Raw genomic sequence first — 22,946 nt, forward strand, 5'->3', positions numbered from 1 at the left:
CTAGCGGGCAGACGGACGGGTGCGCAGCGCAGTGGCCGTCAGGGCGACGAAGGCGGCCAGCACGGCCGGGATGACCAGCGCGAGGGGCAGGCCCGCCAGCTGTGCCGCGCCCCCGATGAGCACCGGCCCCGACAGCAGACCCAGGTACCCGATGGAGGCGACCCGCGCCAGCGCCCGCCCCGCGAAGGCGGGATCGCGGTGGCCGGCCGCCGAGAACACCTGCGGCACGATGCACGACAGCCCGGCCCCGAAGCAGCCGAACCCGATCACCCCCGCCACCGGATGCCCGCCCAGCAGCGCCAGCCCCAGCCCCACGGCGGCCAGCAGCCCGCAGCAGCGCACCAGCGGCACCGCGCCGAACCTGGCCGCCAGCCGGTCGCCCGCCAACCGCCCCGCCGTCATCATGATGGAGAACGCGGCATACCCGGCGGCCGCGAATCCCGGCGAGGCGGCCAGGTCCTCGCGCAGGTAGACCGAGCTCCAGTCGGCCGAGGCGCCCTCGCCCACCAGGCAGCAGAACGCCAGCACGCCCAGGAAGACGATCCCCTTGGGTTGCGACCCGCCGGAATCCGCGGCCGTGGCCGGGTCCTGGGCGCGGGAGGGGACCGAGCGCAGGGCCCAGCGGGCGCCCCAGGTCGCCAGCAGCGCGATCACCGCCCCCATCGACACGAAGGTGGCCGCGACTGACAGGTCGAGGTGCGCGAACAGGCCGCCCGCAGTGGCGCCCGCGAACCCGCCGATGCTGTAGACCGCGTGGAACGACGACATGATCGGCCGTCCGTAGGCCCGTTCCACCTCCACCGCGTTGGCGTTCATGGCCACATCGAGGATCCCGTGCACGGTCCCGAACGCCAGCAACGCCCCCGCCAGCGCCCACAGGTCCGGGGCGAAGGCGGGCGGCACCAGGACGACGCCCTGCAGGAGGGCGGCCGGAATCATGACGCGGCTGCTGCCGTGCCGGTCGACCAGCCGGCCCACCGCGGTCATCCCGGCCATCGCCCCGCCGGCGATGGCCAGCAGGGCGAGGCTGAACTGGCCGTCCCCCAGCCCGAGGTGCTCCTTGATGGCGGGGATGCGGGCCGTCCAGGTGCCCATGGCCGTGCCGGCCAGGAAGAAGAGCAGGTAGACCGCCGTACGTTCGCGCCTGAGAAGGCCCTGCCGGACGCCGGGCCCGGCGCTCACCCGGCCTCCCTGACCGTCACCCCGGCCGCCATCAGGGCGTCCCGCTCCTCCCCCGGTATGCCGGAGTCCGTCACCACCACGTCCAGCCGCGAGATCGGGCACACGGCGCCGAAGGCCGTACGCGTGAACTTGCCCGAGTCGCACGCCACGATGACGCGCCGCGCCGAAGCGATGGCCGCCTGCTTGACCGCCACCTCCGGCAGGTCGTGCGCGGTCAGCCCGTGCTCGGCCGACAGGCCGCAGCAGCCGATCACCGCCGTGTCGAACCGCAACGCCTTCAACGAGTTCTCGGTCAGCGGCCCCATGAAGTTCAGCTCGCCCTGGCGTACCTCGCCGCCGGGCAGCACCAACCGCACGCGTGGCGCGGAGGCCAGCAGCGACACCGGCTGCAGGGCCAGCGGCAGCACGGTCAGGCGGCGGTCGTGCAAGGCCCGGGCCACCTCCAGCGCGGTCGTGCCGCCGTCCAGCACCACCGCCTCCCCGTCGGCGATCAGGGCCGCCACCTCCGCGCCGATGCGCTGCTTGGCCTCCACCGCCTCTCGCTCACGCACCCCGAACGGCGGCTCCTCGCCGCGCAGCAGCAGCGACAGCGCCCCGCCCCTGACGCGGCGCACCACGCCCTGCTGGGCCAGCTCGTCCAGGTCGCGCCTGATGGTCATCTCGGAGACGCCGTGCTCGGCGGCCAGTTCGGCTACAGAGACGCTGTCGTTGGTTCGTAAGGCGTTCATGATGGCCCTCAAACGTTCCATGTGTTCATACAAACACGACACATGTGCGCAAGACAATGGCAAGCGCCCCCCGCACTCGACACGCGCGCCGGGGTGCGGGAGAGACTGAGCTCATGTTTCCGGAGACTCCCGCTGCCGCGGCGGCGCTGTCGGTGGCCAGGCGTTTCTACTCACCCGCGCTGATCAACCACTGCGTGCGGTCCTACCTTTGGGGAGCGATGTACGCCGCGGCGCACCGCATCGCCTACGACGACGAGTTGTACTACGTCTCGGCGCTGCTCCATGACATCGCACTGACGGAGGCGTTCGACAGCCACGCGGTGCCCTTCGAGGCGGCCGGAGGCCGGTTGGCCTGGGTGTTCGGTACGGTGGCCGGCTGGCCGGCGGAGCGAGCTGCCAGGGCCGAGGAGATCATCGTGCTGCACATGCGCGAGGATGTGTCCGCGGCCACCGACCCCGAGGCGCACCTGCTGCAGGTGGCCTCAAGCTGGGAGGTCGTCGGGCGGCATGCCGAGCAGTTCTCGACGGGCGCACGAGCAGAGATGCTGGCCCGCTATCCCCGGCTGGGATTCGGCAGGGATTTCCTGGCGTCCTTCGAGGACCAGGCGAGACGCAAGCCGGACAGCGCCGCCGCCGCCTCGGTCCGCAACGACCTCGCCACGCGGATCGCCGCCAACCCCCTCGAAAGCCCGTCACTCTCCTGACCGAGTACGACGTGAGGGAACCGACGGTTTCGGATTCTGGCAGGGAGACCATCGCCATCCCACGTGGCAGCAGTCCGCTCGCCGCCTGGCCGCACGTCCTCAGCACGCGAGCGGCCCGCCGTGTCACCAGCAGCGTTCGGCCGCGAGGCGACCTCGACCGGCGCTCCGGACGGGGAGCACGACCTCAGCTCACGGATGTCCGACCACGAGCCGGAGCGAGCCGACGAACTCCGGCTGCTCGCGCAGCCGGCCGAAGCGGTCGTCCCAGGCGCCGCTGTCGAGGTCACGCCGGAGCCTGTCGACGGCCCGCGCCTCGGCGTCGTCGTCGACGAACCCCCACGCCGACTGGGACGCGCGAACCTGCGGGTCGAGGAAACGTTCCGGGCGGGCGTAGTACGCCTCGGTGAAGCCGTCCACGCAGTCGATGGGGATCGCGACCGGCATCACCTCCGTCCGGCCCCCGACGAGGGAGGCGATCAGATCGATCGGCGGGTAGCGGCGGCGTTCGGCGGCGATGAGCTCGGGGGCGTACTCGGCGAGCCACAGCAGGTCGAGGGCGTCGCCGTCGAAGGTGAGGATGACGACCGGGCCGCGGGAGACCCGGCGCAGCTCGCGCAGGCCCTGTTCGGTGTCGTTCCACTGGTGGACGGTGACGGTGGCCATGGCGGCGTCGAAGCTGTCGTCGTCGAAGGGCAGGCGTTCGGCGATCCCGTCGAGGGCGGGGGCCAGGTGGCGGGGGCGCTGGGCGCGCATCGCCGCCGAGGGTTCGACCGCCACCACGTGGCGGTCCTCGGGCTCGTACGAGCCCGCGCCGGCGCCGACGTTGATGACGGTGCGGGCCTGGCCGAGCGCGGCGTGCACGCGGGCGGCGATGCGCGGGTCGGTACGGCGCTGCCGGGCGTAGCCCCGGCCATGGCGGTCGTAGTCGAAGTCACCGGCGAGCGTGGCGGTCAATCGGGGCTCCCATCGGTTTCAGAGGGTGTGCAACGCACCGGCGATGGCCTCGGCGGGCAGGAGGGCGACGCCGATGCCGGTCATCTCGGTACGTCCCACGTCGTGCAGTCGTGAGGTGGCGTCGTCGGCGAGCACCAGCCGGTAGTCCCGCTCGCTGGCCTCGACCAGGGTCGCCCGCGGGCAGTTGGGGAAGTTGCAGCCGGCCACCACGAGCGTGTCGACCTCCCAGCCGCGCAGCAGCTCGTCCAGCCGCGTGCGGTAGAAGGCGCCCCAGCGCGGCTTGAACAGGGCGACCTCGCGCTCCCCCAGGGGCTGCGGCTCGCCGGACAGCAGCAGGCCGGCCTTCAGCGGCGGCGCGTCCGGCGGGAGCAGTTCGGGGGCGATGTCGCTGCCGGGGCTGTCCGGCGCCACGATGGCGGCGCCCGACGCGAGCAGCGTACGCCGGACGAGGTCGGCGTCGTGGCCGTCGGGGTCGTACAGGCGGACGATGTGGACGATCGGCCGTCCGGCGGCGCGGAAGGCGGTAGCCAGCCCGGCCAGCGTGGGCAGCACCTCGCTGGTGCCCGCGACGCCGTACGGCGCTTCGGACAGGAAGTCGCGCTGCACGTCGATGGTCAGCAGCGCAGAGGTGGCCCATCGGGGTGCGAGGTGAGGATCGGTGATGGCGTTCATGAACGGTCGTCCTCCGCGAGGGTCGTCACCCGGAATCATCGCATCACGCGCCGAGCCGCCTGGCGGCGGTCCGGAGTCAGTACCGGGCCGTGTGCATCAGGCGCAGCGCCGCCTCGGCCGTCTCGTACCGCCAGGCGGCCACGACGTGGTCGAAGCCATGAGCCTGGTCCCGCTGCCTGCGCAGGCTGAGGACGATCGGCTCGATGCGCTCCGCCTGCGCGTCCAGCAGCGGGCGCGGGTCCGCGCCGGACCGCCGGAGCAGGGCGAACTTGATCAGGAACTCGGTACGGATGTCGCGGATGTGCTCGACCGGGCATATCAGCCACCCACCCACGGCCGACGCCCCGGCCGCCGTGGCGGTGAACACCGTACGCTGTGGACCGCCCTTCCCCGGCTCGCTGCCGCACGGCTCGATGAGAGCCAGGTCGGCGAGCCGATCGAGCGCGCGGTAGACCCGAGGCCGCGGCACTTGCCAGATCGCGCCGACGGCACCGGTGGGAGCGGTGAGCCTCGCGACGGCGAAGCCGTACGTGGGCCCCTCCGCCACGAGCGCGAGCACGATCCACTCGGTGAGCGACAGGGCGCGAGGATCCACAGGCTCAAGGGTAGGGCCAGTCGCGGGCGTCAGAGGGTCGCCAAGTAGTCTCGCATTGACTAGCCACGGCTGCGGAGGACTGCTCTGTGAGGGAGAACGAGGCCGGCACCTTAGGGCGCCGCCCGGGATGAAACCCGTCCCGAACGCCATCTGCGTCGGCGGCCCCCACGACGGCATGCTGACCCGCATCGACCAGGACGTCGGCGTCGTGGAGGTGTTCGCGTTCGAGGCGGACGGCTCGACGCGCGGCGCCCCCTATCGGGTCACGGCAGGTCGCGTCCACCATCCCTCGTGCGCCACCCCGTTCGTCGTGCTCAGCTGGGTCGAGCCCGCCCACGGTCAGTTCTGAGGTCGCGGGCCTGGTCCTCCTGGGATCGACGACATGAGACGGTCCATGCGCCGAAGGGGTGGGCGCGACCGGCGGCGTGCAGGTTCCCGCCCGGCAGCGCTTGGTAGTCCCCATGAGACTACTGACAGTGAAAGAAGGCAAGAGGTGCTGATCGCCGACGGAAGACCTACATCAGGGTGTGCGCCGACGACCCGTCATGGATCCAGGCCGCAGGAGCATGGCGGGTCGGCCCAGTGCAGGGCGATGTACGGCTCGCCCTGGCCGAAGTAGCGCACCCGTTCGCGGGTGATGCGGTAGCGGGCGCACGTCTCGGGCTCGTCCGGCGACAGGCGCGGTACGGGGACGGTCAGGATGCCGATGTCCTGGTCGACGTGGGCGAGCACACCGTGGCAGGGCCCGCCGAGGCAGATGGCGTTGCACTCGTGGCGGCCGTCCGGCGGGAGCTCGTTCATGCGCGGTAGGCGTGGGTCTCGGCGGCCTTGACCGAGGCCCAGATCTGCTGGCCCGGGGTCAGGTCGAGGGCGGCCAGGGCGGCGGGGGTGATGTCGGCGAAGGCGGCGATGGGCCCGTCGAGGTGGACGCGTACGTTGTCGCCGTGCCGTTCGATGCCCTCGATGCGCGCCTGCCACAGGTTGCGCGGGCTCCCGTCCGGGCGGGTCCGGTAGAGGGCGACGGCGGCGGGCGGGAAGGCGACGAATGCGGGCCCATCGAGCCGTTCGGAGGGGTGCAGCAGCAGCTCAGCCAGCGGCAACACCAGGAAGGCCAGACCCACCAGCGCGGGCACGACCAGCATCCACGGCAACCGTCCAGAGACCTCGCCGCCCGCAACCGGCCGCCCAGCGAGCCCGCCACCCGGACCGGCCGACCACCCACCACCCGGACCGACCGGCCGCCCGGCGAGCTCATCAGGCGGATCGGCCGAACCCCCAGCCAGCCCACCACCCGGACCGGCCGAACGCCCGGCGAACCCGCCATGCGGGGCTGCCGGGTCGAGCGGTTCCGGGGCCGAAGAGCTCATCCTGGATCAGGGGGCCTCGAAGCCGGCCTTGGTCAGCACGTCCTTGCCCTGCTGCGACAGCACCAGGTCCACGAACTGCTTGGCCACGTCACCCGCGGGAGCCTTGGCCAGGGTCGCGATCGGATAGTCGTTGATCGCCTTGTCGGCCTCGGGGAAGGCGATGCCCTGGACCTTGCCCGCCGACGCGATCACGTCCGTCTTGTAGACCAGCGCCGCGTCCACCTCGCCCAGCTCCACCTTGGTCAGCGTGGCCTTGACGTCCTGCTCCAGCGTCACCGGCTTGGCCTTGAGCCCGGCCGCGTCGAGCGCCTTGATCGCCGCCGCCCCGCACGGCACCTGCTCGGCGCACAACGCCACCTTCACCTTGCTGTCGGCCAGATCCTTCAGCTCGTCCACCTTGGCCGGATTGTCCTTAGGCACGGCGATCTCCAGCTTGTTGCGCACGAACGTAGTAGGCGCACTCGCCAGCGACGCGTCGGTCACGGTCTTCATCGTGGCCGGGCTCGCCGCGGCGAACACGTCCGCCGGAGCCCCTTGGACGATCTGCTGGGCCAGCGTCGCGCTGGAGCCGAAGTTGAACTTCACCGTCGTGCCGGGGTGCGCGGCCTCGAAGGTCTTGCCGAGCTCGGTGAACGTCCCCGTCAGCGACGCCGCCGCGAACACCGTCACCTCCTTGGCCCCGCCACCGGCGGCCGGGGCCGACGAAGCCGCGGTCGTGGACGTGGCCGGTCCGCCGGAGCCGCAACCGGCCAGGCCCGCCAGCGCGAATGCGACGGGCAGGGCGATCGCCCATCGGGAAAGACGCCTGAACACCACAGGGGGCTCCTCACAGGTAACTGGCCACGTGCTCGTGACCGGGAATCTCCACGACGACGTTGGTGGACCTGATCACGGCGACCGCCACCACCCCCGCCTCCAGGCCCAACTCGTCCGCAGCCTGGCGGCTCATCAGCGACACCACCCGGAACGGCCCGGCGGCGATCTCCACCTGCGCCATCACCGCATCGCGGATCACCTCGGTCACGATCCCGCGAAAACGGTTACGCGCCGAGGAGCGGCTGCCGTCGCCGCTCTCCTCGATCTGCGAGCGAGCAAAAGCGGCCAGGTCGGCGCCGTTCACCTGCCGGTGGCCGTGCTCGTCCCGCTCGGCCCCCAGCCGGCCCGCGTTCACCCGCCGGCGGATCGTGTCGGAGCTGACCCCAAGCAGCGCCGCGGCCTCGCTGATCCGGAACGTCGTCACAAGCTCTCACGATACCTTCCGCACATTCGAGCCTGAATAGTCGTCTTCCACCGCATTAGCGCCATCATCTAAGGCCTTGTCATGGCATTCACGAGATCGGAGAGCACCTCCGTGAGTCTCGGTTCCCCCGCCACTGGGCCGTCGCATCCGCCCTCGCCACCGCCCTGCTGGCCGCCCTCACGCCCGCCACCCCAGCCACGGCAACGGCAACCGCCGCGACCGCGACCGCGACCGCGACCGCGACTGCGGCTGCGGCTGCGGCTGCGGCCCGACTGTCCTCCGCCCAGCAGACCGCCGCGAGCCTCTCTTCCGCCGAGCACACCGCCGCGGGTCCCTCCTCCACCGAGCCGGCCGCTGCGGGCCCCTTCTCCGTCCGCCGGACCGCCGTCGGCACGGTCAAGGTGCGCGGCCAGGTCGCCCGGCCGCGTTCGTTCACCATGGCGCGGCTGCGCGGCCTGCCGCAGCACACCGTCCGCGTGCGTTACCAGACCTCCCACGGCACGGAGAAGCACACCTTCACCGGCCCGCTGCTGTCCGACGCGCTCCAGCTGGCCGAGCCGCGCATCGACCCCGATGTCAAGAACGCCCACCTACGCCTGGTCGTCACCGCGAGCCGAAGGCCGGGAGCCGAAGGCCGGGAGCCGAAGGCCGGGAGCCGGAGGCCGGGAGCCGGAGGCCGGGAGTCGGGAGTCGGGAGCCGGGAGCCGGGAGTCGAAGGATCGTGGCCGCGACGCTGTTCTCCGGCTATGGGTGGAAATATCCGGATGTCGTGTGCGAGCCGACGTCGGAGGAGAAGCGTCCGCTCAGGTGTGACGATCTCGATGGCTTCCCGGACGAGGGCATCCAGCGCGTCGAGCGCCTGGTCGCCCTGCCCGCGCCCGGGTGATCCGCGGAGCGCCGCACACTGACGCGAAAGGCCGCCGGTCAGGCCCCGCCCGGCTCGGCGGTCTGCTCCCACAGCGACTTCATCTCGGCGTACCCCTGTTCCAGGGTCTCCACCATGGCCTCCCGGGCCCGCTCTCCGTCGCGGCGCTGGATCGCCTGGGCCACGTCCGTGTGCAGCTGCAGCGCGCGCTCGTCCGGATGATGGGGCATCAGGTGGTGGTGGTGGCGGCCGGCGAGCACCTCGGCGACGATCAGTTGCAGTTTCGCGAACATCTCGTTGCCGGAGGCGGCCAGCACCCGCCGGTGGAAGTCGATGTCCAGGTCGAGGAAGCGGGCCTCGTCGCCGGCCTTCCCGGCGGCCCACATCTTGGCCGCGAGCCCGACCAGCTCGCTCGCCTCGTCGTCGTCGATCCGCTCGGCGGCCAGCCAGGCGGCGTACGGCTCGATCGCGGTGCGCAGCTCGGTGATCGAGCGCATCTGCGCCATCCGCCCGTCCGAGGCGAGCCGCCAGCGGATCACCTGCGGATCGAAGACGCTCCAGACCCCCGGGGGCTGGATCATGATCCCCACCCGGCGCCGGGTCTCGATGAGCCCCATGGACGCGAGCACCCGCAGCACCTCGCGGATCACCGAGCGGGAGACCTGGTAGCGGTCGACCAGGTCTTCGATGCTCTGGATCGAACCAGCGGCCATGTCGCCGTTGCATATGGCGGTGCCGAGGTGGTCGAGGACGCGTGCGTGCAGCCCAGCCTCGGCGAGGGCGGACCGAGTGGGGGCGGCCCCCGAGGAGGACTGATTCACGGCAAAGAGCATATCAGTTGAAGCCCTGCTCTTGAATAAATCAGCTTTTTGGGCCTAGCATCCCGGCATTAAGCAGATGTTACGAGCATGTGGCGCCCTTACGGGGGGCGGCGGCCATGACAGAAAGGTGAGATGACATGCGACGTCGATCGATACTCGGTACATCTCTGGCCATGGTTGCCGCCATGGGCCTGACCGCCTGTGGGGGTGGCGGAGACAGCGGCGCGTCCAAGACGGTCCGCATCACGCTGACCAACCACGTGTGGACCGACAACATCAAGAAGGCCCTGCCCGAGTTCGAGAAGCAGACCGGGCTCAAGGCCGAGATCACCCAGCTCGGCGAGGACCAGCTCTCCGACCAGTACAACGTCAAGCTGAACGCCGGCTCGTCCGACATCGACGTGATGATGTACCGCCCCCTTCAGGAGGGCAGGCTCTTCGCCAAGAACAAGTACCTGGCCGACCTGTCGGAGCAGGTGAAGGCCAGCAAGGACTGGGACTTCGGCGACTTCCAGGCCGGCCCGGTGGAGGCCACCACGTACGAGGGCAAGCCGGTCGGCGTCCCGATCATCACCGAGCAGGAGGTCCTCTACTACCGCAAGGACCTGCTCGACAAGGCCGGCCTGAGCGCCCCGCCGAAGACCCTCGACGAGCTCAAGGCCGCCGCCGCCAAGATCAAGGCGGCCGAGCCGGACGTCGCCGGCTTCGTCGCCCGTACCGGCAAGTCGGCGGCGGTCACCCAGTTCTCCAGCTTCCTGTACAGCTTCGGCGGCGACTTCGTCGACGGCAGCGGCAAGGCCGCGGTCAACAGCGCGGCGGCCAAGCAGGCGTACGCCTACTACGGAGGGCTGATCAAGGACTCCGGCCCGGCGAACGTCAGCACCGACATGAGCTGGTCCGAGGCGATGGCCATCTTCACCCAGGGCAAGGCCGCCTTCTACACCGAGGCCAACTCGCTCTACAAGAACGCCACCGACCCGGCCAAGTCCAAGGTCGCGGACCAGGTTGGCTTCGCGCCGTTCCCGGCCGGCCCGAGCGGTTCCAAGCCGTACAACATCCCGGCCTGGGCACTGGGCATCAACGCCAACTCGGAGAACACGGCCAACGCCTGGAAGTTCATCGAGTGGGCCACCGGCAAGGCGCAGACGCTCGCCCAGCAGAAGTCCGGCGTGCCGGGCGCCCGTACCTCCGTCTGGGCCAACCCGGAGGGCACCTCGACCTTCCCGAAGGACATGGCGGAGGCCATCGCGGCCAGCACCAAGGACGGGGTGGGTCATGACCGGCCGCAGGTCGTGAAGGTCGCCGAGTCCCGGGAGATCGTGGGCCAGCCGATCGTCGACGCGATCACCGGCAAGGACGCCGCGGCGGCCGCCGACACGGCCAACGCCGCGTTCCAGAAGTTCCTGGACGACGAGGCCAAGTAAGCGGCACCCGCCGACCCCTGGAGTCCCCATGGCAACGATCACCACACCGACCACCAAGGCGCCGCGCGGCGCCCCCGCCGCCCCCGGCACGCCCGGCTGGCTGCGCTGGGTGGACGAGCACCGCAAATGGCTCTTCGCCGCGCCCGCGATGACCTTCGTCGCCGCGCTGCTCGTCTTCCCCCTGGCCTGGACCGGCTACCTCAGCCTGACCGACGCCGAGGGATCCGTCCGCGCGGAGAGCGACTTCGTGGGCTTGCGGAACTACCTCGACGTCCTGTCGGACACCGAGCGGTTCTGGCCCGCGGTCGGGCGGACCGCCACGTTCACCGCCGTCGCGCTGCTGTTCGAGGTGGTCCTCGGAATGGCGATCGCGCTGCTGCTGTGGCGGCCGTTCAGAGGGCAGAGGTGGGTCCGGGTGGCCATCCTCATGCCGCTCGTCGCCACTCCGGTGGCGGTCGGCATGATGTGGCGGCTCATCCTGGACCCGAACATCGGCCTGGCCAACCAGCTCCTCGGCTGGTTCGGCATCGGGCCGCAGCCGTGGCTGGCCGGCCAGCACTCGGCCCTGCCCACCACGATCTTCATCGACGTGTGGCAGTGGACGCCGATGGTGGTGCTGATCCTGCTCGCCGGGCTCACCTCGCTGTCGGAGGAGCCGCAGGAGGCGGCGCGCATCGACGGGGCCAGCACCTGGCAGCGGTTCCGGCACGTCACCCTGCCGCTGCTGATGCCCACGCTGACCGTGGCGGTCCTGCTGCGCGGCATCGACGCGCTGAAGACCTTCGACATCCTCTACGCCACGAAGGGCCGCGGCGGCGGTTCGTTCCACGAGGTCGAGACGCTGAACGTGTACGCCTACGGCCTCAGCTTCGACTACAACGAGTACGGCGTCTCCTCCACCGTCCTCATCCTCTTCTTCCTGATCATCATCGGGGCCATGTGGGCCCTGACCGCCCGGCGCAAGGAGGCGCAGCGATGAAGGCCCGGCCCGCATACCAGGTGTTCCGGGTGGTGGCGCTCGCCGTCGTGATGCTCTCGCTGGTCGCGCCGCTGCTCTGGATGGTCTCCGCCTCGTTCAAGACCAACGTCGACATCTACGACTCCGGCAAGGCGCTGGCCTTCTCCCCCACCCTGGACAACTACGCCAAGGTGCTCCAGCAGGCGAACTACGTCGAGTTCATCGTCAACAGCCTCTGGGTGGCCTTCGCCGCCACCGTGGCCTCGCTGATCCTCGGCGTGCCGGCGGCGTACTCGATGAGCCGGTTCAACATGAAGAAGTCCGCGCTGGTGGTGCTGATGGCCCGGGTCATCCCCGGCGTCTCGCTGCTGGTGCCCTGGTTCTACGTCTTCTCCAACCTGAAGATGGTCGGCGGCTTCGGCGTGCTGATCATCAGCCACATGTTCGTCTCGCTGCCGCTGGTGGTCTACATCATGATGGGCTACTTCGACAGCCTGCCCGAGGAGCTGGAGGAGGCGGCGCTGGTCGACGGGCTGACCCATGTCGGCGCGTTCCGGCGCATCACCCTGCCGCTGTCCGTGCCGGGCATCGCCACCGCCGGGATCCTGTCCTTCATCTTCTCCTGGAACAACTTCATGTTCGCGCTCGTGCTCTCCGACGCCGACACCAAGACCCTGCCCGTGGCGATCTTCGACTTCGTCGGGTACGCCAGCATCGACTGGGGCGGGCTGATGGCCGCGGCCACCGTGGTCACCCTGCCGATCATGGTGATCGCGCTGTTCGTGCAGAAGTACGTGGTCTCCGGCCTCACCGCCGGCGCGACGAAGGGCTGACCGGCATGACCACCATCGCGCGCATAGAGACCTTCCTCGTCGCCCCCCGCTGGCTCTTCGTCCGGGTGGAGACCGACTCCGGCATCGTCGGCTGGGGCGAGGCCACCTGCGAGGGGCGGTCCGAGACCGTCCGCACCGCCGTCGACCAGCTCGCGGAGCTGCTGATCGGCCGGGACGCGCTGCGCATCGAGGACCACTGGCAGGTGCTGACCAAGAGCTCGTTCTACCGGGGCGGCCCGATCCTGGCCAGTGCCGTGGCGGGCCTCGACCAGGCCCTCTGGGACATCGCCGGCAAGCACTTCGGCGCCCCCGTGCACCAGCTGCTCGGCGGTCCGGTCCGGGACCGGATCCGGGTGTACGGCTGGGTCGGCGGCGACGAGCCCGGCGAGGTCCGCGATCACATCGCCGCCCAGGTCGAGGCCGGGCTCACCGCGGTGAAGATGAACGCCTCCGGCAGGATGAGCCCGGTCGCCTCGGTCGCCGAGCTGGACGGCGTGGTCGCCCGGGTGGCCGCCGCCCGCGAGGTGCTCGGCGCCCACCGCGACGTGGCCGTCGACTTCCACGGGCGCTTCACCCTGGCCAACGCCCGCCGGGTGGCGCCGCTGCTGGAGCCGTACCGGCCGCTGTTCCTGGAGGAGCCCGTCGTACCGGAGAACTCGCACCTCATCGGCGAGTTCGTGCGCTCGACGACCACCCCGGTCTCGACCGGGGAGCGGCTCTACAGCCGGCAGGAGTTCCTGCCGGTCCTCCAGGCCGGCATCGCGGTCGCCCAGCCGGACCTCGCGCACGCCGGCGGCATCACCGAGGTACGCAAGATCGCCACCCTCGCCGAGGTGTACGACGTGCAGCTCGCCCCGCACTGCCCGCTCGGCCCGATCGCCCTCGCGGCCTGCCTGCAGGTCGGCTTCGCCACCCCCAACTACCTGATCCAGGAGCAGAGCATCGGCATCCACTACAACAGTGGCGCCGAGGTGCTCGACTACTGCCTCGACAAGACCCCGCTGACCTTCGTGGACGGGCACATCGAGCGGCTGACCGCGCCCGGCCTGGGCATCGAGGTCGACGACCAGGCGGTCCGCTCGGCCGACAAGAAGGGACACGCCTGGCGCAGCCCGACCTGGCGGCACCCGGACGGTTCGTACGCGGAATGGTGACCATGACCCCCGAAGTGAGAAAGGCTCCCGCGTGAAGATCATCGCAGCGGACGTCATCGTGACCAGCCCCGACCGCAACTTCGTCACCCTCAAGATCACGACGGATGAGGGGATCACCGGGCTGGGCGACGGCACGCTCAACGGGCGTGAGCTGTCGGTCGCCTCGTACCTGGCCGATCACGTCGTCCCGTTGCTGATCGGGCGGGACCCGCATCGCATCGAGGACACCTGGCAGTTCCTCTACCGCTCGGCCTACTGGCGGCGCGGGCCCGTCACCATGGCCGCCATCGCGGCCGTGGACGTGGCGCTGTGGGACATCAAGGCCAAGGCCGCCGGGATGCCGCTCTACCAGCTGCTCGGCGGCGCCTCCCGGAACGGGATCATGGCGTACGGCCACGCGTCCGGCCGGGACCTGCCGGAGCTGTTCGACTCGATCCGCCGGCACCTGGAGATGGGGTACCGGTCGATCCGGGTGCAGACGTCCGTGCCGGGCATCAACGCCGTCTACGGCGTGGCCGCCCAGCCCAGCGTCGACGGCAGGCGGTACGACTACGAGCCGGCCCAGCGCGCCGCGCTGCCCGCGGAAGAGGACTGGGACACCCGCGCCTACCTGCGCCACCTGCCCGGCGTCTTCGAGGCGGTGCGGAGCGAGTTCGGTCCCGAGCTGCCGCTGCTGCACGACGGGCACCACCGGATGACCCCCATCCAGGCCGCCAGGCTCGGCAAGGCCCTCGAGCCGTACGACCTGTTCTGGCTGGAGGACTGCACCCCGGCGGAGAACCAGGAGGCGCTGCGGCTGGTCCGCCGGCACACGACCACCCCGCTGGCCATCGGGGAGGTCTTCAACACCGTGTGGGACTACCAGACCCTGATCCGCGAGCAGCTCATCGACTACGTCCGCTCCGCCGTCACCCACACGGGCGGGATCACGGCCATGCGCAAGCTGCTCGACTTCGCCGCCCAGTACCAGATCAAGTCCGGCATCCACGGCCCGACCGACATCTCGCCGGTCGGCATGGCCGCCGCCCTGCACCTGGACCTGGCGATCCACAATTTCGGCATCCAGGAGTACATGCGGCACGGCCAGGCGACCAACGAGGTGTTCCGGCAGTCGTTCACCTTCAGCGACGGCTACCTGCACCCCGGTGAGCTGCCGGGGATCGGCGTGGACCTCGACGAGGAGGCCGCGGCGCGGTTCCCGTACCAGGCGGCGTACCTGCCGTTCAACCGGCTCAAGGACGGCACCGTCCATGACTGGTGAGCGGCAGCGCACCCGGCACATTGTGGTCATGGGCGTGTCGGGCGCGGGCAAGACGACCGTGGCCCGCAGGATCAGCGAGCTGACCGGGCTGCGGTTCGCCGAGGCGGACGAGTTCCACCCGGAGGCGAACGTGGCGCGGATGCGCGCCGGCATCCCGCTGGACGACGCGGACCGCTGGGCGTGGCTGCGCGACCTGGCCGCCTGGATGGCCGCCCGGCACGCCGAGGGCGTCTCCACGGTGCTGGCCTGCTCGGCGCTCAAGCGCTCCTACCGGGACGTGCTGCGGCAGGGCCCGCAGGAGGTGGAGTTCGTCCTGCTGGACGGGCCCGCGGCGCTGATCCGGGACCGGTTGGCCCGCCGTACCGACCACTACATGCCGCCCGGCCTGTTCGACTCGCAGCGGGCGATCCTGGAACACCTCGGTCCCGAGGAGTCCGGGATGGTGCTGGAGGTGGCGCTGTCGCCGGACGAGCTGGCGGCGGCGGTGACGGCCCGGCTCGGCCTGCCGCCGGTCACCCACCCGGCCCCCTGATCAGGCGGGGCCGAGCTGCGGCAGCACCTCGGCCGCGATCAGCTCCAGGTGGTCGGGATCGTGGAAGTCGATCAGGCGCAGGTGCACCCGGGTGGCGCCGATCGCGGCGAACTCGCCGATCCGGTCGACGAGCTGCGCGGGTGAGCCGATCACCGGGTCCTCCGGGGGCAGCGCGCTCGGCACGTGCAGCGGGGCGGCCCGGCGCCGGGCCTGCGCGTCGTCGCGGCCGATCGCGACGACGACGCCCGCGGAGAGCACCAGCGGAGCACGGCCGTCGCGGCCGCGCCCGATCCGCTCCTGCGCCTCGACGACCCGCTCGAACGCCTCCGCGGTCTCCGGCACGTTCCTGAACGGCAGGTTGAACTCGTCCGCGTAGCGGGCGGCGAGCCGCGGGGTGCGCCTCGGCCCGCGGCCCCCGACGATGATCGGCGGCCGGGGCCGCTGCGCCGGCCGGGGCAGGGCGGGGGCGCCGGTCAGCCGGTAGTTCTCGCCGTGGTGGCTGAAGCGGCCGCCGGGCGGCGTGGCCCACAGCCCGGTGACGATGGCCAGCTGCTCCTCCAGCCGGTCGAAGCGCTCGCCGACCGGCGGGAACGGGATGCCGTACGCGGTGTGCTCCCGCTCGTACCAGCCGGTGCCGAGGCCCAGCTCCACCCGGCCGCCGCTCATCCGGTCCACCTGCGCGACGGTCACCGCGAGCGGCCCGGGCAGCCGGAAGGTCGCCGACGACACCAGCGTGCCGAGCCGGATGCGGGAGGTCTCCCTGGCCAGGCCCGCCAGGGTCACCCAGGCGTCGGTGGGGCCGGGCAGGCCGCCCTCGAGCTCCATGGACCGGTAGTGGTCGGCGCGGAGGAAGCCCTCGAACCCGCCGTCCTCGGCCAGCCGCGCCATCCGGAGCTGGTCGTCGTAGGTGGCGCCGCGGTGCGGTTCGGCGAAGACGCACACGCGCATGCTCACTGCCCCCTTTCCCGGACCGCCGCCGACGTGCCCCTCCCGACCAGCAGCTCGTGCAGATCGGCGCTGCATCGTGCGACCTCTTCGAAATGGGCGTCGCGGCCGAGGGTGCGCGGGCGCGGGATGCTGATCTCGACGACCTCCCGGATCCGCCCCGGGCGCGGGGTGAGCACCACCACCCGGTCGGCCAGGAGCACCGCCTCGTCGATGGAGTGGGTGACGAAGACGATCGTCGAGGCGTTCTCCATGTGCACGCGCTGCAGCTCCACCGACAGTTCCTCGCGGGTGATCGCGTCGAGCGCGGAGAACGGCTCGTCCATCAGCATCACCCGGGGGTTGCCGATCAGCGACCGGCAGAGGGAGACGCGCTGCTGCATGCCGCCGGACAGCTCGTGCGGCAGGCGCTTCTCGAAGCCGGCGAGCCCCGCCATCTCCAGGAGCCGCACGGCGCGCTCGCGGTGCGCCGCCCGGCGCCAGCCGAAGATCTCCACCGGGAGCAGCACGTTGTCGAGGACCGACCGCCAGGGCAGCAGCGCGGGCCGCTGGAACAGCATCGCGATGTCGCGCCGCGCCTTGGTGACCCGTTCGCCGGCGATCGTGATCTCGCCCTCGGTCGGCGGCAACAACCCGGCGACCAGCCGGAGAAGTGTGGATTTGCCGCATCCTGATCGGCCCACCAGAGCGACGAACTCACCCTCGGCCACGGTCAGGTCGATGCCGCGTACCGCCTCCACGACCCCGGATCGTCCACTGAAACTGCGGGACACTCCAGCCAACCGAATCATCCGCGCAGCTCTCCCGGTTCTGATCCAGTCGAACCAGACTATACGGATTGACAAGAAATGGAAGCCTTGGTGGGCTGGGGTACGCAGGCCGCTCGGCGCCGGATGAAAGGACGCGTGCATGAGCAGGCTCATCCGTACGGTCACCACTCTCGCCCTGACCTGCACTTTCATCGCCGCTTGCAGCAATACCGGCAATCAACAACAGACATCAACTTCGAGTAATAAGTCGCTAGAAAAGGTGACTTATCTGACGTCGTTCGGCAATTTCGGGCGAGACTCGTACGCCTGGGTCGCGAAGGACAAAGGCTTCTTCCGCGAGGCCGGCCTCGACGTGGACATCAAGCCCGGGGGCGGCACGGGCGACAACATTTCGAAGATCGAGGCCGGCGCGGCGATGTTCACCCCGGTCGACCTCACCGGCCTCATGCTGGCGCGCGGCACCGGCGGCGCCCGGAACGTCGTCGTGGTGGCCGGGATCCAGCAGCGCACCATGGCCGCGCTCATCAGCCTCGAGGGCAACGGGATCGCCAAGCCGAAGGACCTGGAGGGCAAGACGCTGGCCGACAGCCCGGGTTCGGTGGTGCGCAACCTCTTCCCCACCTACGCCAAGCTGGCCGGTGTCGACGCGTCGAAGGTCAAGTGGGTCAACGGCGCGCCCGCGAACCTCATCGGCCTGCTGGCCGGCGGCAGTGTGGCGGGCATCGGCCAGTTCGTGGTGGGCGAGCCGACGGTGGAGTCGGTGGCCAAGGGCAAGCAGGCGGTCGTGCTCCCCTACAGCGACGTGATGAGCGATCTGTACGGCAACGTGCTGATCACCACGACGAAGATCGCCAAGGAGCAGCCGGACCTGGCCAAGCGTTTCATCGCGGCCCTGATGAAGGGGCTCGTCCACAGCATCGACAACCCGGACGAGGCCGGCCGGATCCTCCAGAAGAACGTCCCGGCGTCGGCCTCCGCCCCCGCCGCCGCCGAATGCACCTTGATGAGCGCTTTCGTACGGCCGGCGGGCTCGGCGGGCAACGTGGTCGGCACGATCGACACCAAGCGGGTCGCCGCCAGCGTCAAGCTGCTCCAGGACGCCGGCGCCATACCGGCCGGGCTGACCCCCGACCAGCTCATCAGCGCGGACCTGACGCCGAAGCCCTGAGCGTACGAGGAGCATTCGACATGGCCGAGGCAGGCGCCACCCCACCCGCGGCCCCCGGCGGGCGCGCGGCGGCCACGGCGGTGGGGTGGCCCGCCCTTGGACTCGCGGTCGCGGTCGGTGGCTGGTGGACGATCACCTCGGCGTTCCCCCTCGTCCACCCGGCGGTGCTGCCGCCGCCTTCCGAGGTCCTGGCCGCGTTCCGGGCGAAGCCGACTGAACTGCTCGGCGGGCTGGCCACGACGACGCTGGAGACGGTGTTCGGCTTCCTGATCTCCGTGGTCGCGGGGGTGCTGATCGGGCTGCTGCTGGCCGCCTCGCGGGCGGCCGAGCGGATGTTCTCCCCTTTGCTGGTGGCCATCAACGCGGTGCCGAAGATCGCGCTCGGCCCGCTGCTGGTCGTCTCGCTCGGCTGGGGACAGCGGCCGATCCTGACCATGGTCGTCCTGCTGTCCTTCTTCCCGATCGTGCTCTCCACCGCGACCGGCCTGACCACGACGCCCGCCGACCTCGCCGAGCTGGCCCGGTCCCTGGACGCCTCGCGCTGGCAGACCTTCCGCAAGGTACGGCTCCCCGCCGCGCTGTCGCACATCTTCGTCGGCCTGAAGGTCGCCATGCCGCTGGCCGCGATCGGCGCCGTGATCGGCGAGTTCCAGGCCGGCGAGGGCGGTCTCGGCTACCAGATCGTCCAGTACAGCGGCATCGCCGACAGCGCCACCGCCTGGGCGGCGATCGTCCTGCTGGCAGCGATGAGCGTCACCCTCTACTCCGCCCTGCTGCTCGTCGAGCGGCTGGCGCTGCCCTGGGTGCGGGAGACCACCTCGGAGCGCTGAACGGCCCGCGGCTGGGATAATCGCCGTCATGTGCGAAGCCGGGGGCGTTTGATGCGGTTCGGCGTGTTGGGTCCGGTTGAGGCGCGCCTGCCCGACGGAGACCCGGTGGCGGTGGGCGGCCCGCAGGTGCGGTCGCTGCTGGCGATGCCGGCACTGGAGGCGCACCTGGCCATCCTGCGCGCCGAACCGGCGGCCACCCCGCGCGCCGGCGGCTGCCGGCCCAGCTCACCAGCTTCGTCGGAAGGTCGCGGGAACTGCGCGAGCTCGCGGCGCTGCTCGCCGGCTCACGGCTGGTCACCCTGACCGGCCCGGGTGGCACCGGCAAGACGCGGCTGGCGGTGGAGGCCAGCGGCCGGGTGTCCGGCATAGATTCGGGTAAAATACGGCGGACCCCGCCACTTAGCAAACTGTGAGGTGACGCCGATGGCCGCCCAGCGCGCGGACGCCCGGCGCAACTACGCGCTCCTGCTCGCCGTGGCCGAGGAGGCGATCGCCACGTACGGCGCCGACGCCTCCCTGGAGCAGATCGCCCGCACCGCAGGAGTCGGATCCGGCACCGTGCGCAGGCACTTCCCCACCCGCCACGCCCTGCTGGAGGCGGTCTTCCGCGAGCGGGTCGAGACCCTGTGCGCCCACGCCCGCGACCTGACCGGCCGGGCCGACACCCGGGCCGCGCTGCTGGAGTGGCTGAACGCCGTCACCGAGCAGGCCGCGACCATCCGGGGGCTGGCCGTCGCGCTGAACCGCGACCGCGCGGCCGGCTCCGGCGAGGTGCACGAGCACTGCGCCTCGGCGCAGCTCACCGAGGCGGGCAAGCCGCTGGCGCGCCGCGCCGCGGACGACGGCGCGCTGGCCCCGGGCGTGACCATCGACGACCTGCTCGCCCTGATCACCGGCATCGCCCTGGCCACGGAGCACCACCCGGACTCCGCCGCCGAGTCGGTCCGGCTGCTCGGCCTGGCCGTGGCGGGACTCAGCCCCGTCAGGGGTGAGCCGCGGTGAGAATCGGCCGCCGTCAGGGATGAGCCGCGGTGAGACTCGGCCCCTGCCGTAGCGGGACCCAGCCCGGTCAGGGGTGGGCCGCGCCGTCCACGAAGCTCTCCAGCCGGTACAGGAGGGCGGCCATCTCGCCCTCGGGCAGGCGGGCGGTGTCCGCGCTCAGTTCCACACCGAGCGTGCCCTTCCACCGCATCAGGGCCACGCAGAAGTCGCAGCTGCGCCGGTCCATGCCGGGCAGCCATTCCAGCTCGGACTCCCCGTCCGCGCGGTCGGCGCCACCCGGATCCTCGCCGGGGCGCAGGTCGTTGAAGCAGCACAACGGGAACATGGGGACGCCCCGGTCGGCGCTCATCCCATCGACCATCGCGTGCAGGGCCAGCGAGTCGAAGCGGGCGCGCCGGTAAGACGCGAGAACCGCCGGATACGCGCTCACGAGGGTCTCGGTAAGGCTTCCGCACGGGCCCAGGGTGAACAGTCCCAGCTGGTTCAGGCTGGTGACCAGGCCCCGGGTCCGGCTGGTGAAGCGGTTGTGCACGATCGGGGTGATCGCGCACACCTCGTGCCCGGTCAGCTCGCGCAGCAGCATGGCGACCGCCACCAGCAGGACGGTGGCGGTGCTGACGCCGGTGCGGCGGGCGAGCACCCGTGCGGCGTGGTCGAGCCGGGGCGACGACAGCACGGCCCGCGCGAACCTCGGCGTCGCGCCGCCGCTGACCACGGTGGGGAACATGGCGGACGGCACGGTCCGCAGCAGCGCCTCCCACTGGGCGATCGACCGGTCCGAACGGGCCGAGGCCGTCTCCTCCTCCCGTACCAGGTCGAGCAACTGCGACGACGGCGGTCGCGTGATCACTCCGCGGAGCAGCAGCATCCGCAGATCGCGTACCACGACGTCGGCGGCGCGCCAGTCCGCGACGACATGATTCATCGCGAGCGCCACGTGGGTGGCGGCGCCGTCGCAGACCACGATCCCGGCGCGCAGCGGCTGCTCGCCGTCGCCGAAGGGTCGCCCGGCCAGACGGGCGACAAGTCCGGCCGCGGCATCGTCCACATCGCCGCGTGCGGCCTCGACCAACTCGATCGCCAGGGTCCCGGCCGCCGCCACCTCCTGGTACGGCCCGGTCGCGCCGAGCCGTACCACGGATCTCAGGGCGTCGTGCCGGCCCATCACCTCGGCCACAGCGGCCGCCACGGCCCCGGGATGGCGCGGGCCTCCCGCGCTCGGGACGGTCAGCAGCCGGGGCACGTTGAAGTAGCGTGCGTCCGGCCCCACCCCCTGGATCGCCGTCCAGACATCCCGCTGTCCCCACGCGAGCTCCGCCGTACCGGAACGGTCGGAAGCGAAGTCCACCGAAAGCCGCATGGCGCTCTCCTTAGTTCCGGACCGCTGCTCCCAGCTCGGACAGCCGCAGCCCCGGGTCTCCGCCCGCGAGCGTCACCACGCGGGCGAACGCCTCCGCCAGGCGGTGCGCGGTGGCGGCGTCGAACAGGTCGGTCGAGTACTCCAGCCAGCCGCCGATCCCCTCGGGCCCCCGGTACACGTCGAGGGACACCTCCACCCGGGCCCGGCCCAGGTCGGGCTGCGGGCACACCTCCACGGCCAGGTCCCCCAGCTCGGTGCGGAGCAGGTCGCCGGTGGGCAGGTTGTGGGTGAGGTTGAACATCGCCTGGCACAGCGGCGGCCGGCTCAGGTCGCGGGGCACCCGCAGCGCGCCGAGGATGCGGTCCAAGGAGGTTCCGGCGTGGGCGAGGGCCTTCATGGTGCCGACCCGGGTACGCCGCAGCAGCTCGCCGAAGGCCGGATCCCCCGACAGCTCGGCCCGCGCGACGAGCGTGGTGGAGAAGTAGCCGATCAGCGGGGCCAGCTCGGGCCGGTCGCGGCCGGCCACGGGCACGCCCACACAGAAGTCGTCCTGCCCGGCGGACGCGCCCAGCGTGACCTGCCACGCGGCCAGCAGGGCCATGAACGGGGTGGCCCGGTGGGCGCGCGCGACGGCTTCCAGGCCGGTGACGTCCGCGTCCGGCACGGCCACGGCGGCCTTCGCGCCGCGGCCGGTCCAGCGGGCGGGACGGGGATGGTCGAGGGGCAGGTCGAGCGGCGGCGCCCCGGCGAGCCGCCCGGTCCAGTAGTCCAGGTGGTCCCGGCCCTCCTCGGCCCGCCGCCGCTCGGCCACGGCGTAGTCGCGGTACTGCATGGGCAGCTCGTCCAGCCGGGGCGGGCGGCCCTCCCGGTGGGCGCGGTAGCATTCGCCGAGCTCGCGCATGAGCACGTCGAGCGACCAGTGGTCGACCACGATGTGGTGCAGCACGATGCACAGCACGGCGTCGTCGGCGGCCAGGCGCAGCAGGCCCGCCCGCCACGCGGGGGCCGCCGCGAGGTCGAACGGCCGCCCGGCGTAGCCGGCGACCGCCCGTCCGATGTCGGCGGAGGCGGGATCCAGGCGGTCCAGCCGCACCTCGCCGGGCTCGTCCACGACCTGTGCGGGCAGGTCGCCGTCCAGCACGAAGCGGGTGCGCAGCACCTCGTGCCGGGCGGCGATGGCGGTGAACGCCGCGGCGAGTGCGGTCTCGTCGACCGGGCCGCGCAGCCGTACCGGCCAGGTGATGTGGTAGGCGCAGTCGTCGGGGTCGAAGCGCTGCAGGAACCACAGCCGCTCCTGCCCGGTGGACAGCGGCCAGGTGCGCTGCTCCCGGCCGCCGAGCAGCGCCGTGCGCAGCGCCGCACGACGCTCGGGAGGCAGCGTGGCCAGGCGGCGCAGCAGCTTCTCGCGCTCGAGGTCGGGGCTCACGTCGGGTCACCTCGAAAGTTGGGAACGCTCCCAAAAGAGCCTAGATTTCGCTCAGGAACGGGGTCAAGATCTCCCGCCGCGACACCACGTGACCGATCACGGACGGTGGGCGATCTCCACACGTGGCACAGGACCTTCATTCTCGCCATTTGACA

26 protein-coding genes and 1 pseudogene are annotated in these 22,946 nt (G+C 71.5%); 13 read left to right on the plus strand and 14 right to left on the minus strand.

Going from position 1 to position 22,946, the window contains the following annotated elements; translation table 11 throughout:
- Both HD596_RS46280 and HD596_RS46285 read right to left on the minus strand, forming a co-directional pair.
- Positions 1-1,182: an MFS transporter gene (locus tag HD596_RS46280; protein ID WP_313046366.1), complete on the minus strand. Its 1,182-nt coding sequence runs from the start codon at positions 1,180-1,182 to the stop codon at positions 1-3.
- Positions 1,179-1,931 (minus strand): DeoR/GlpR family DNA-binding transcription regulator, encoded by a 753-nt coding sequence (locus tag HD596_RS46285; RefSeq protein ID WP_281398322.1) that lies wholly within the window; start codon positions 1,929-1,931, stop codon positions 1,179-1,181. Before HD596_RS46285 ends, HD596_RS46280 begins: the two co-directional genes overlap by 4 nt.
- 92 nt (positions 1,932-2,023) lie before the next feature.
- Here HD596_RS46285 and HD596_RS46290 point away from each other — a divergent pair, with 92 nt between their 5' ends.
- The gene (locus tag HD596_RS46290) at positions 2,024-2,614 is read left to right on the plus strand and encodes an HD domain-containing protein (RefSeq protein ID WP_185075678.1); all 591 of its coding nucleotides are present in this window, start codon (positions 2,024-2,026) and stop codon (positions 2,612-2,614) included.
- Between the two features lie 189 nt (positions 2,615-2,803).
- Here the strand turns inward: HD596_RS46290 and HD596_RS46295 are convergent, their stop codons facing one another.
- The 3 genes from HD596_RS46295 to HD596_RS46305 form a co-directional block, all read right to left on the minus strand.
- A complete protein-coding gene (locus HD596_RS46295; protein ID WP_185075679.1) occupies positions 2,804-3,568 on the minus strand; it encodes a class I SAM-dependent methyltransferase in 765 nt (254 codons plus the stop codon).
- An 18-nt stretch (positions 3,569-3,586) separates the two neighbouring features.
- On the minus strand, positions 3,587-4,240 hold the full coding sequence (locus HD596_RS46300) for a cysteine hydrolase family protein (RefSeq protein ID WP_185075680.1): 654 nt from the start codon (positions 4,238-4,240) through the stop codon (positions 3,587-3,589).
- Positions 4,241-4,316: 76 nt separating this feature from the next.
- Positions 4,317-4,835, minus strand: coding sequence for a PadR family transcriptional regulator (locus tag HD596_RS46305; RefSeq protein WP_221519899.1), 519 nt, complete (start codon positions 4,833-4,835; stop codon positions 4,317-4,319).
- Positions 4,836-4,962: 127 nt separating this feature from the next.
- On the opposite strand from HD596_RS46305, the gene HD596_RS46310 reads away from it, so the two are divergent.
- On the plus strand, positions 4,963-5,184 hold the full coding sequence (locus tag HD596_RS46310; RefSeq protein ID WP_185075682.1) for a hypothetical protein: 222 nt from the start codon (positions 4,963-4,965) through the stop codon (positions 5,182-5,184).
- A 194-nt stretch (positions 5,185-5,378) separates the two neighbouring features.
- On the opposite strand, the gene HD596_RS46315 is transcribed toward HD596_RS46310, so the two are convergent.
- The 4 genes and pseudogenes from HD596_RS46315 to HD596_RS46330 form a co-directional block, all read right to left on the minus strand.
- A complete protein-coding gene (locus HD596_RS46315; RefSeq protein WP_185075683.1) occupies positions 5,379-5,636 on the minus strand; it encodes a hypothetical protein in 258 nt (85 codons plus the stop codon).
- A pseudogene (locus HD596_RS62920) lies at positions 5,633-5,899 on the minus strand (TOBE domain-containing protein); the annotation flags it as partial. The gene HD596_RS46315 and the pseudogene HD596_RS62920, both read right to left, overlap by 4 nt.
- A gap of 309 nt (positions 5,900-6,208) precedes the next feature.
- Positions 6,209-7,015, minus strand: coding sequence for a molybdate ABC transporter substrate-binding protein (modA, locus tag HD596_RS46325; RefSeq protein WP_313046367.1), 807 nt, complete (start codon positions 7,013-7,015; stop codon positions 6,209-6,211).
- 13 nt (positions 7,016-7,028) lie between these two features.
- A complete protein-coding gene (locus tag HD596_RS46330; protein WP_185075686.1) occupies positions 7,029-7,442 on the minus strand; it encodes a TOBE domain-containing protein in 414 nt (137 codons plus the stop codon).
- Positions 7,443-8,163: 721 nt separating this feature from the next.
- Here HD596_RS46330 and HD596_RS46335 point away from each other — a divergent pair.
- Positions 8,164-8,328 carry a hypothetical protein gene (locus HD596_RS46335; protein WP_185075687.1) on the plus strand — a complete coding sequence of 55 codons (165 nt, stop codon included), beginning with the start codon at positions 8,164-8,166 and terminating at the stop codon, positions 8,326-8,328.
- Between the two features lie 38 nt (positions 8,329-8,366).
- Here the strand turns inward: HD596_RS46335 and HD596_RS46340 are convergent, their stop codons facing one another.
- Positions 8,367-9,128 carry a FadR/GntR family transcriptional regulator gene (locus HD596_RS46340; protein WP_221519900.1) on the minus strand — a complete coding sequence of 254 codons (762 nt, stop codon included), beginning with the start codon at positions 9,126-9,128 and terminating at the stop codon, positions 8,367-8,369.
- Between the two features lie 137 nt (positions 9,129-9,265).
- Between HD596_RS46340 and HD596_RS46345 the strand changes: the two genes are divergently transcribed.
- Genes HD596_RS46345 through HD596_RS46370 form a run of 6 tightly spaced genes read left to right on the plus strand, consistent with a single transcriptional unit; the run spans position 9,266 to position 15,290 of the window.
- Positions 9,266-10,552, plus strand: coding sequence for an ABC transporter substrate-binding protein (locus tag HD596_RS46345; RefSeq protein WP_185075689.1), 1,287 nt, complete (start codon positions 9,266-9,268; stop codon positions 10,550-10,552).
- Between the two features lie 28 nt (positions 10,553-10,580).
- Positions 10,581-11,531: a carbohydrate ABC transporter permease gene (locus tag HD596_RS46350; RefSeq protein WP_221519901.1), complete on the plus strand. Its 951-nt coding sequence runs from the start codon at positions 10,581-10,583 to the stop codon at positions 11,529-11,531.
- Positions 11,528-12,343, plus strand: coding sequence for a carbohydrate ABC transporter permease (locus HD596_RS46355; protein ID WP_185075690.1), 816 nt, complete (start codon positions 11,528-11,530; stop codon positions 12,341-12,343). The genes HD596_RS46350 and HD596_RS46355 overlap by 4 nt, the downstream gene beginning before the upstream one ends.
- 5 nt (positions 12,344-12,348) lie before the next feature.
- Complete coding sequence (dgoD, locus tag HD596_RS46360; protein ID WP_185075691.1) at positions 12,349-13,497, plus strand: galactonate dehydratase; 1,149 nt, start codon at positions 12,349-12,351, stop codon at positions 13,495-13,497.
- Between the two features lie 31 nt (positions 13,498-13,528).
- Positions 13,529-14,758: a D-mannonate dehydratase ManD gene (gene manD / locus HD596_RS46365; RefSeq protein WP_185075692.1), complete on the plus strand. Its 1,230-nt coding sequence runs from the start codon at positions 13,529-13,531 to the stop codon at positions 14,756-14,758.
- Entirely contained in the window at positions 14,748-15,290 is a 543-nt protein-coding gene (locus HD596_RS46370) for a gluconokinase (RefSeq protein WP_185075693.1), read from the plus strand. The genes manD and HD596_RS46370 overlap by 11 nt, the downstream gene beginning before the upstream one ends.
- Here HD596_RS46370 and HD596_RS46375 read toward each other — a convergent pair whose 3' ends face one another.
- Both HD596_RS46375 and HD596_RS46380 read right to left on the minus strand, forming a co-directional pair.
- On the minus strand, positions 15,291-16,238 hold the full coding sequence (locus tag HD596_RS46375) for a TIGR03560 family F420-dependent LLM class oxidoreductase (RefSeq protein WP_185075694.1): 948 nt from the start codon (positions 16,236-16,238) through the stop codon (positions 15,291-15,293).
- Positions 16,239-16,240: 2 nt separating this feature from the next.
- Positions 16,241-16,975 (minus strand): ABC transporter ATP-binding protein, encoded by a 735-nt coding sequence (locus HD596_RS46380; protein ID WP_221519902.1) that lies wholly within the window; start codon positions 16,973-16,975, stop codon positions 16,241-16,243.
- Positions 16,976-17,264: 289 nt separating this feature from the next.
- On the opposite strand from HD596_RS46380, the gene HD596_RS46385 reads away from it, so the two are divergent.
- From HD596_RS46385 to HD596_RS46400, 4 genes are all read left to right on the plus strand, one after another.
- Positions 17,265-18,173: an ABC transporter substrate-binding protein gene (locus HD596_RS46385; RefSeq protein ID WP_221519903.1), complete on the plus strand. Its 909-nt coding sequence runs from the start codon at positions 17,265-17,267 to the stop codon at positions 18,171-18,173.
- 20 nt (positions 18,174-18,193) lie between these two features.
- Positions 18,194-19,003, plus strand: a complete 810-nt coding sequence (locus tag HD596_RS46390) for an ABC transporter permease (protein WP_185075697.1) — start codon at positions 18,194-18,196, stop codon at positions 19,001-19,003.
- A gap of 63 nt (positions 19,004-19,066) precedes the next feature.
- On the plus strand, positions 19,067-19,306 hold the full coding sequence (locus HD596_RS46395) for a hypothetical protein (RefSeq protein ID WP_185075698.1): 240 nt from the start codon (positions 19,067-19,069) through the stop codon (positions 19,304-19,306).
- A gap of 120 nt (positions 19,307-19,426) precedes the next feature.
- A complete protein-coding gene (locus HD596_RS46400) occupies positions 19,427-20,005 on the plus strand; it encodes a TetR/AcrR family transcriptional regulator (protein ID WP_185075699.1) in 579 nt (192 codons plus the stop codon).
- A gap of 67 nt (positions 20,006-20,072) precedes the next feature.
- Here HD596_RS46400 and HD596_RS46405 read toward each other — a convergent pair whose 3' ends face one another.
- The gene (locus tag HD596_RS46405) at positions 20,073-21,365 is read right to left on the minus strand and encodes a condensation domain-containing protein (RefSeq protein WP_185075700.1); all 1,293 of its coding nucleotides are present in this window, start codon (positions 21,363-21,365) and stop codon (positions 20,073-20,075) included.
- A gap of 10 nt (positions 21,366-21,375) precedes the next feature.
- The gene (locus HD596_RS46410) at positions 21,376-22,791 is read right to left on the minus strand and encodes a condensation domain-containing protein (RefSeq protein WP_185075701.1); all 1,416 of its coding nucleotides are present in this window, start codon (positions 22,789-22,791) and stop codon (positions 21,376-21,378) included.
- Positions 22,792-22,946 lie beyond the last annotated feature (155 nt).

Source organism: Nonomuraea jabiensis (genome assembly GCF_014204795.1).
GTDB classification, from domain to species: Bacteria; Actinomycetota; Actinomycetes; order Streptosporangiales; family Streptosporangiaceae; genus Nonomuraea; species Nonomuraea jabiensis.

Excerpts from the sequence above, each read along its gene's own strand:
- HD596_RS46285 (WP_281398322.1), bottom strand. The coding sequence starts at position 1,931 with ATGGAACGTTTGAGGGCCATCATGAACGCCTTACGAACCAACGACAGC.
- HD596_RS46290 (WP_185075678.1), top strand. The coding sequence starts at position 2,024 with ATGTTTCCGGAGACTCCCGCTGCCGCGGCGGCGCTGTCGGTGGCCAGG.
- HD596_RS46300 (WP_185075680.1), bottom strand. The coding sequence starts at position 4,240 with ATGAACGCCATCACCGATCCTCACCTCGCACCCCGATGGGCCACCTCT.
- HD596_RS46310 (WP_185075682.1), top strand. The coding sequence starts at position 4,963 with ATGAAACCCGTCCCGAACGCCATCTGCGTCGGCGGCCCCCACGACGGC.
- HD596_RS46315 (WP_185075683.1), bottom strand. The coding sequence starts at position 5,636 with ATGAACGAGCTCCCGCCGGACGGCCGCCACGAGTGCAACGCCATCTGC.
- HD596_RS46345 (WP_185075689.1), top strand. The coding sequence starts at position 9,266 with ATGCGACGTCGATCGATACTCGGTACATCTCTGGCCATGGTTGCCGCC.
- HD596_RS46350 (WP_221519901.1), top strand. The coding sequence starts at position 10,581 with ATGGCAACGATCACCACACCGACCACCAAGGCGCCGCGCGGCGCCCCC.
- HD596_RS46355 (WP_185075690.1), top strand. The coding sequence starts at position 11,528 with ATGAAGGCCCGGCCCGCATACCAGGTGTTCCGGGTGGTGGCGCTCGCC.
- dgoD (WP_185075691.1), top strand. The coding sequence starts at position 12,349 with ATGACCACCATCGCGCGCATAGAGACCTTCCTCGTCGCCCCCCGCTGG.
- HD596_RS46370 (WP_185075693.1), top strand. The coding sequence starts at position 14,748 with ATGACTGGTGAGCGGCAGCGCACCCGGCACATTGTGGTCATGGGCGTG.
- HD596_RS46375 (WP_185075694.1), bottom strand. The coding sequence starts at position 16,238 with ATGCGCGTGTGCGTCTTCGCCGAACCGCACCGCGGCGCCACCTACGAC.
- HD596_RS46390 (WP_185075697.1), top strand. The coding sequence starts at position 18,194 with ATGGCCGAGGCAGGCGCCACCCCACCCGCGGCCCCCGGCGGGCGCGCG.
- HD596_RS46400 (WP_185075699.1), top strand. The coding sequence starts at position 19,427 with ATGGCCGCCCAGCGCGCGGACGCCCGGCGCAACTACGCGCTCCTGCTC.
- HD596_RS46405 (WP_185075700.1), bottom strand. The coding sequence starts at position 21,365 with ATGCGGCTTTCGGTGGACTTCGCTTCCGACCGTTCCGGTACGGCGGAG.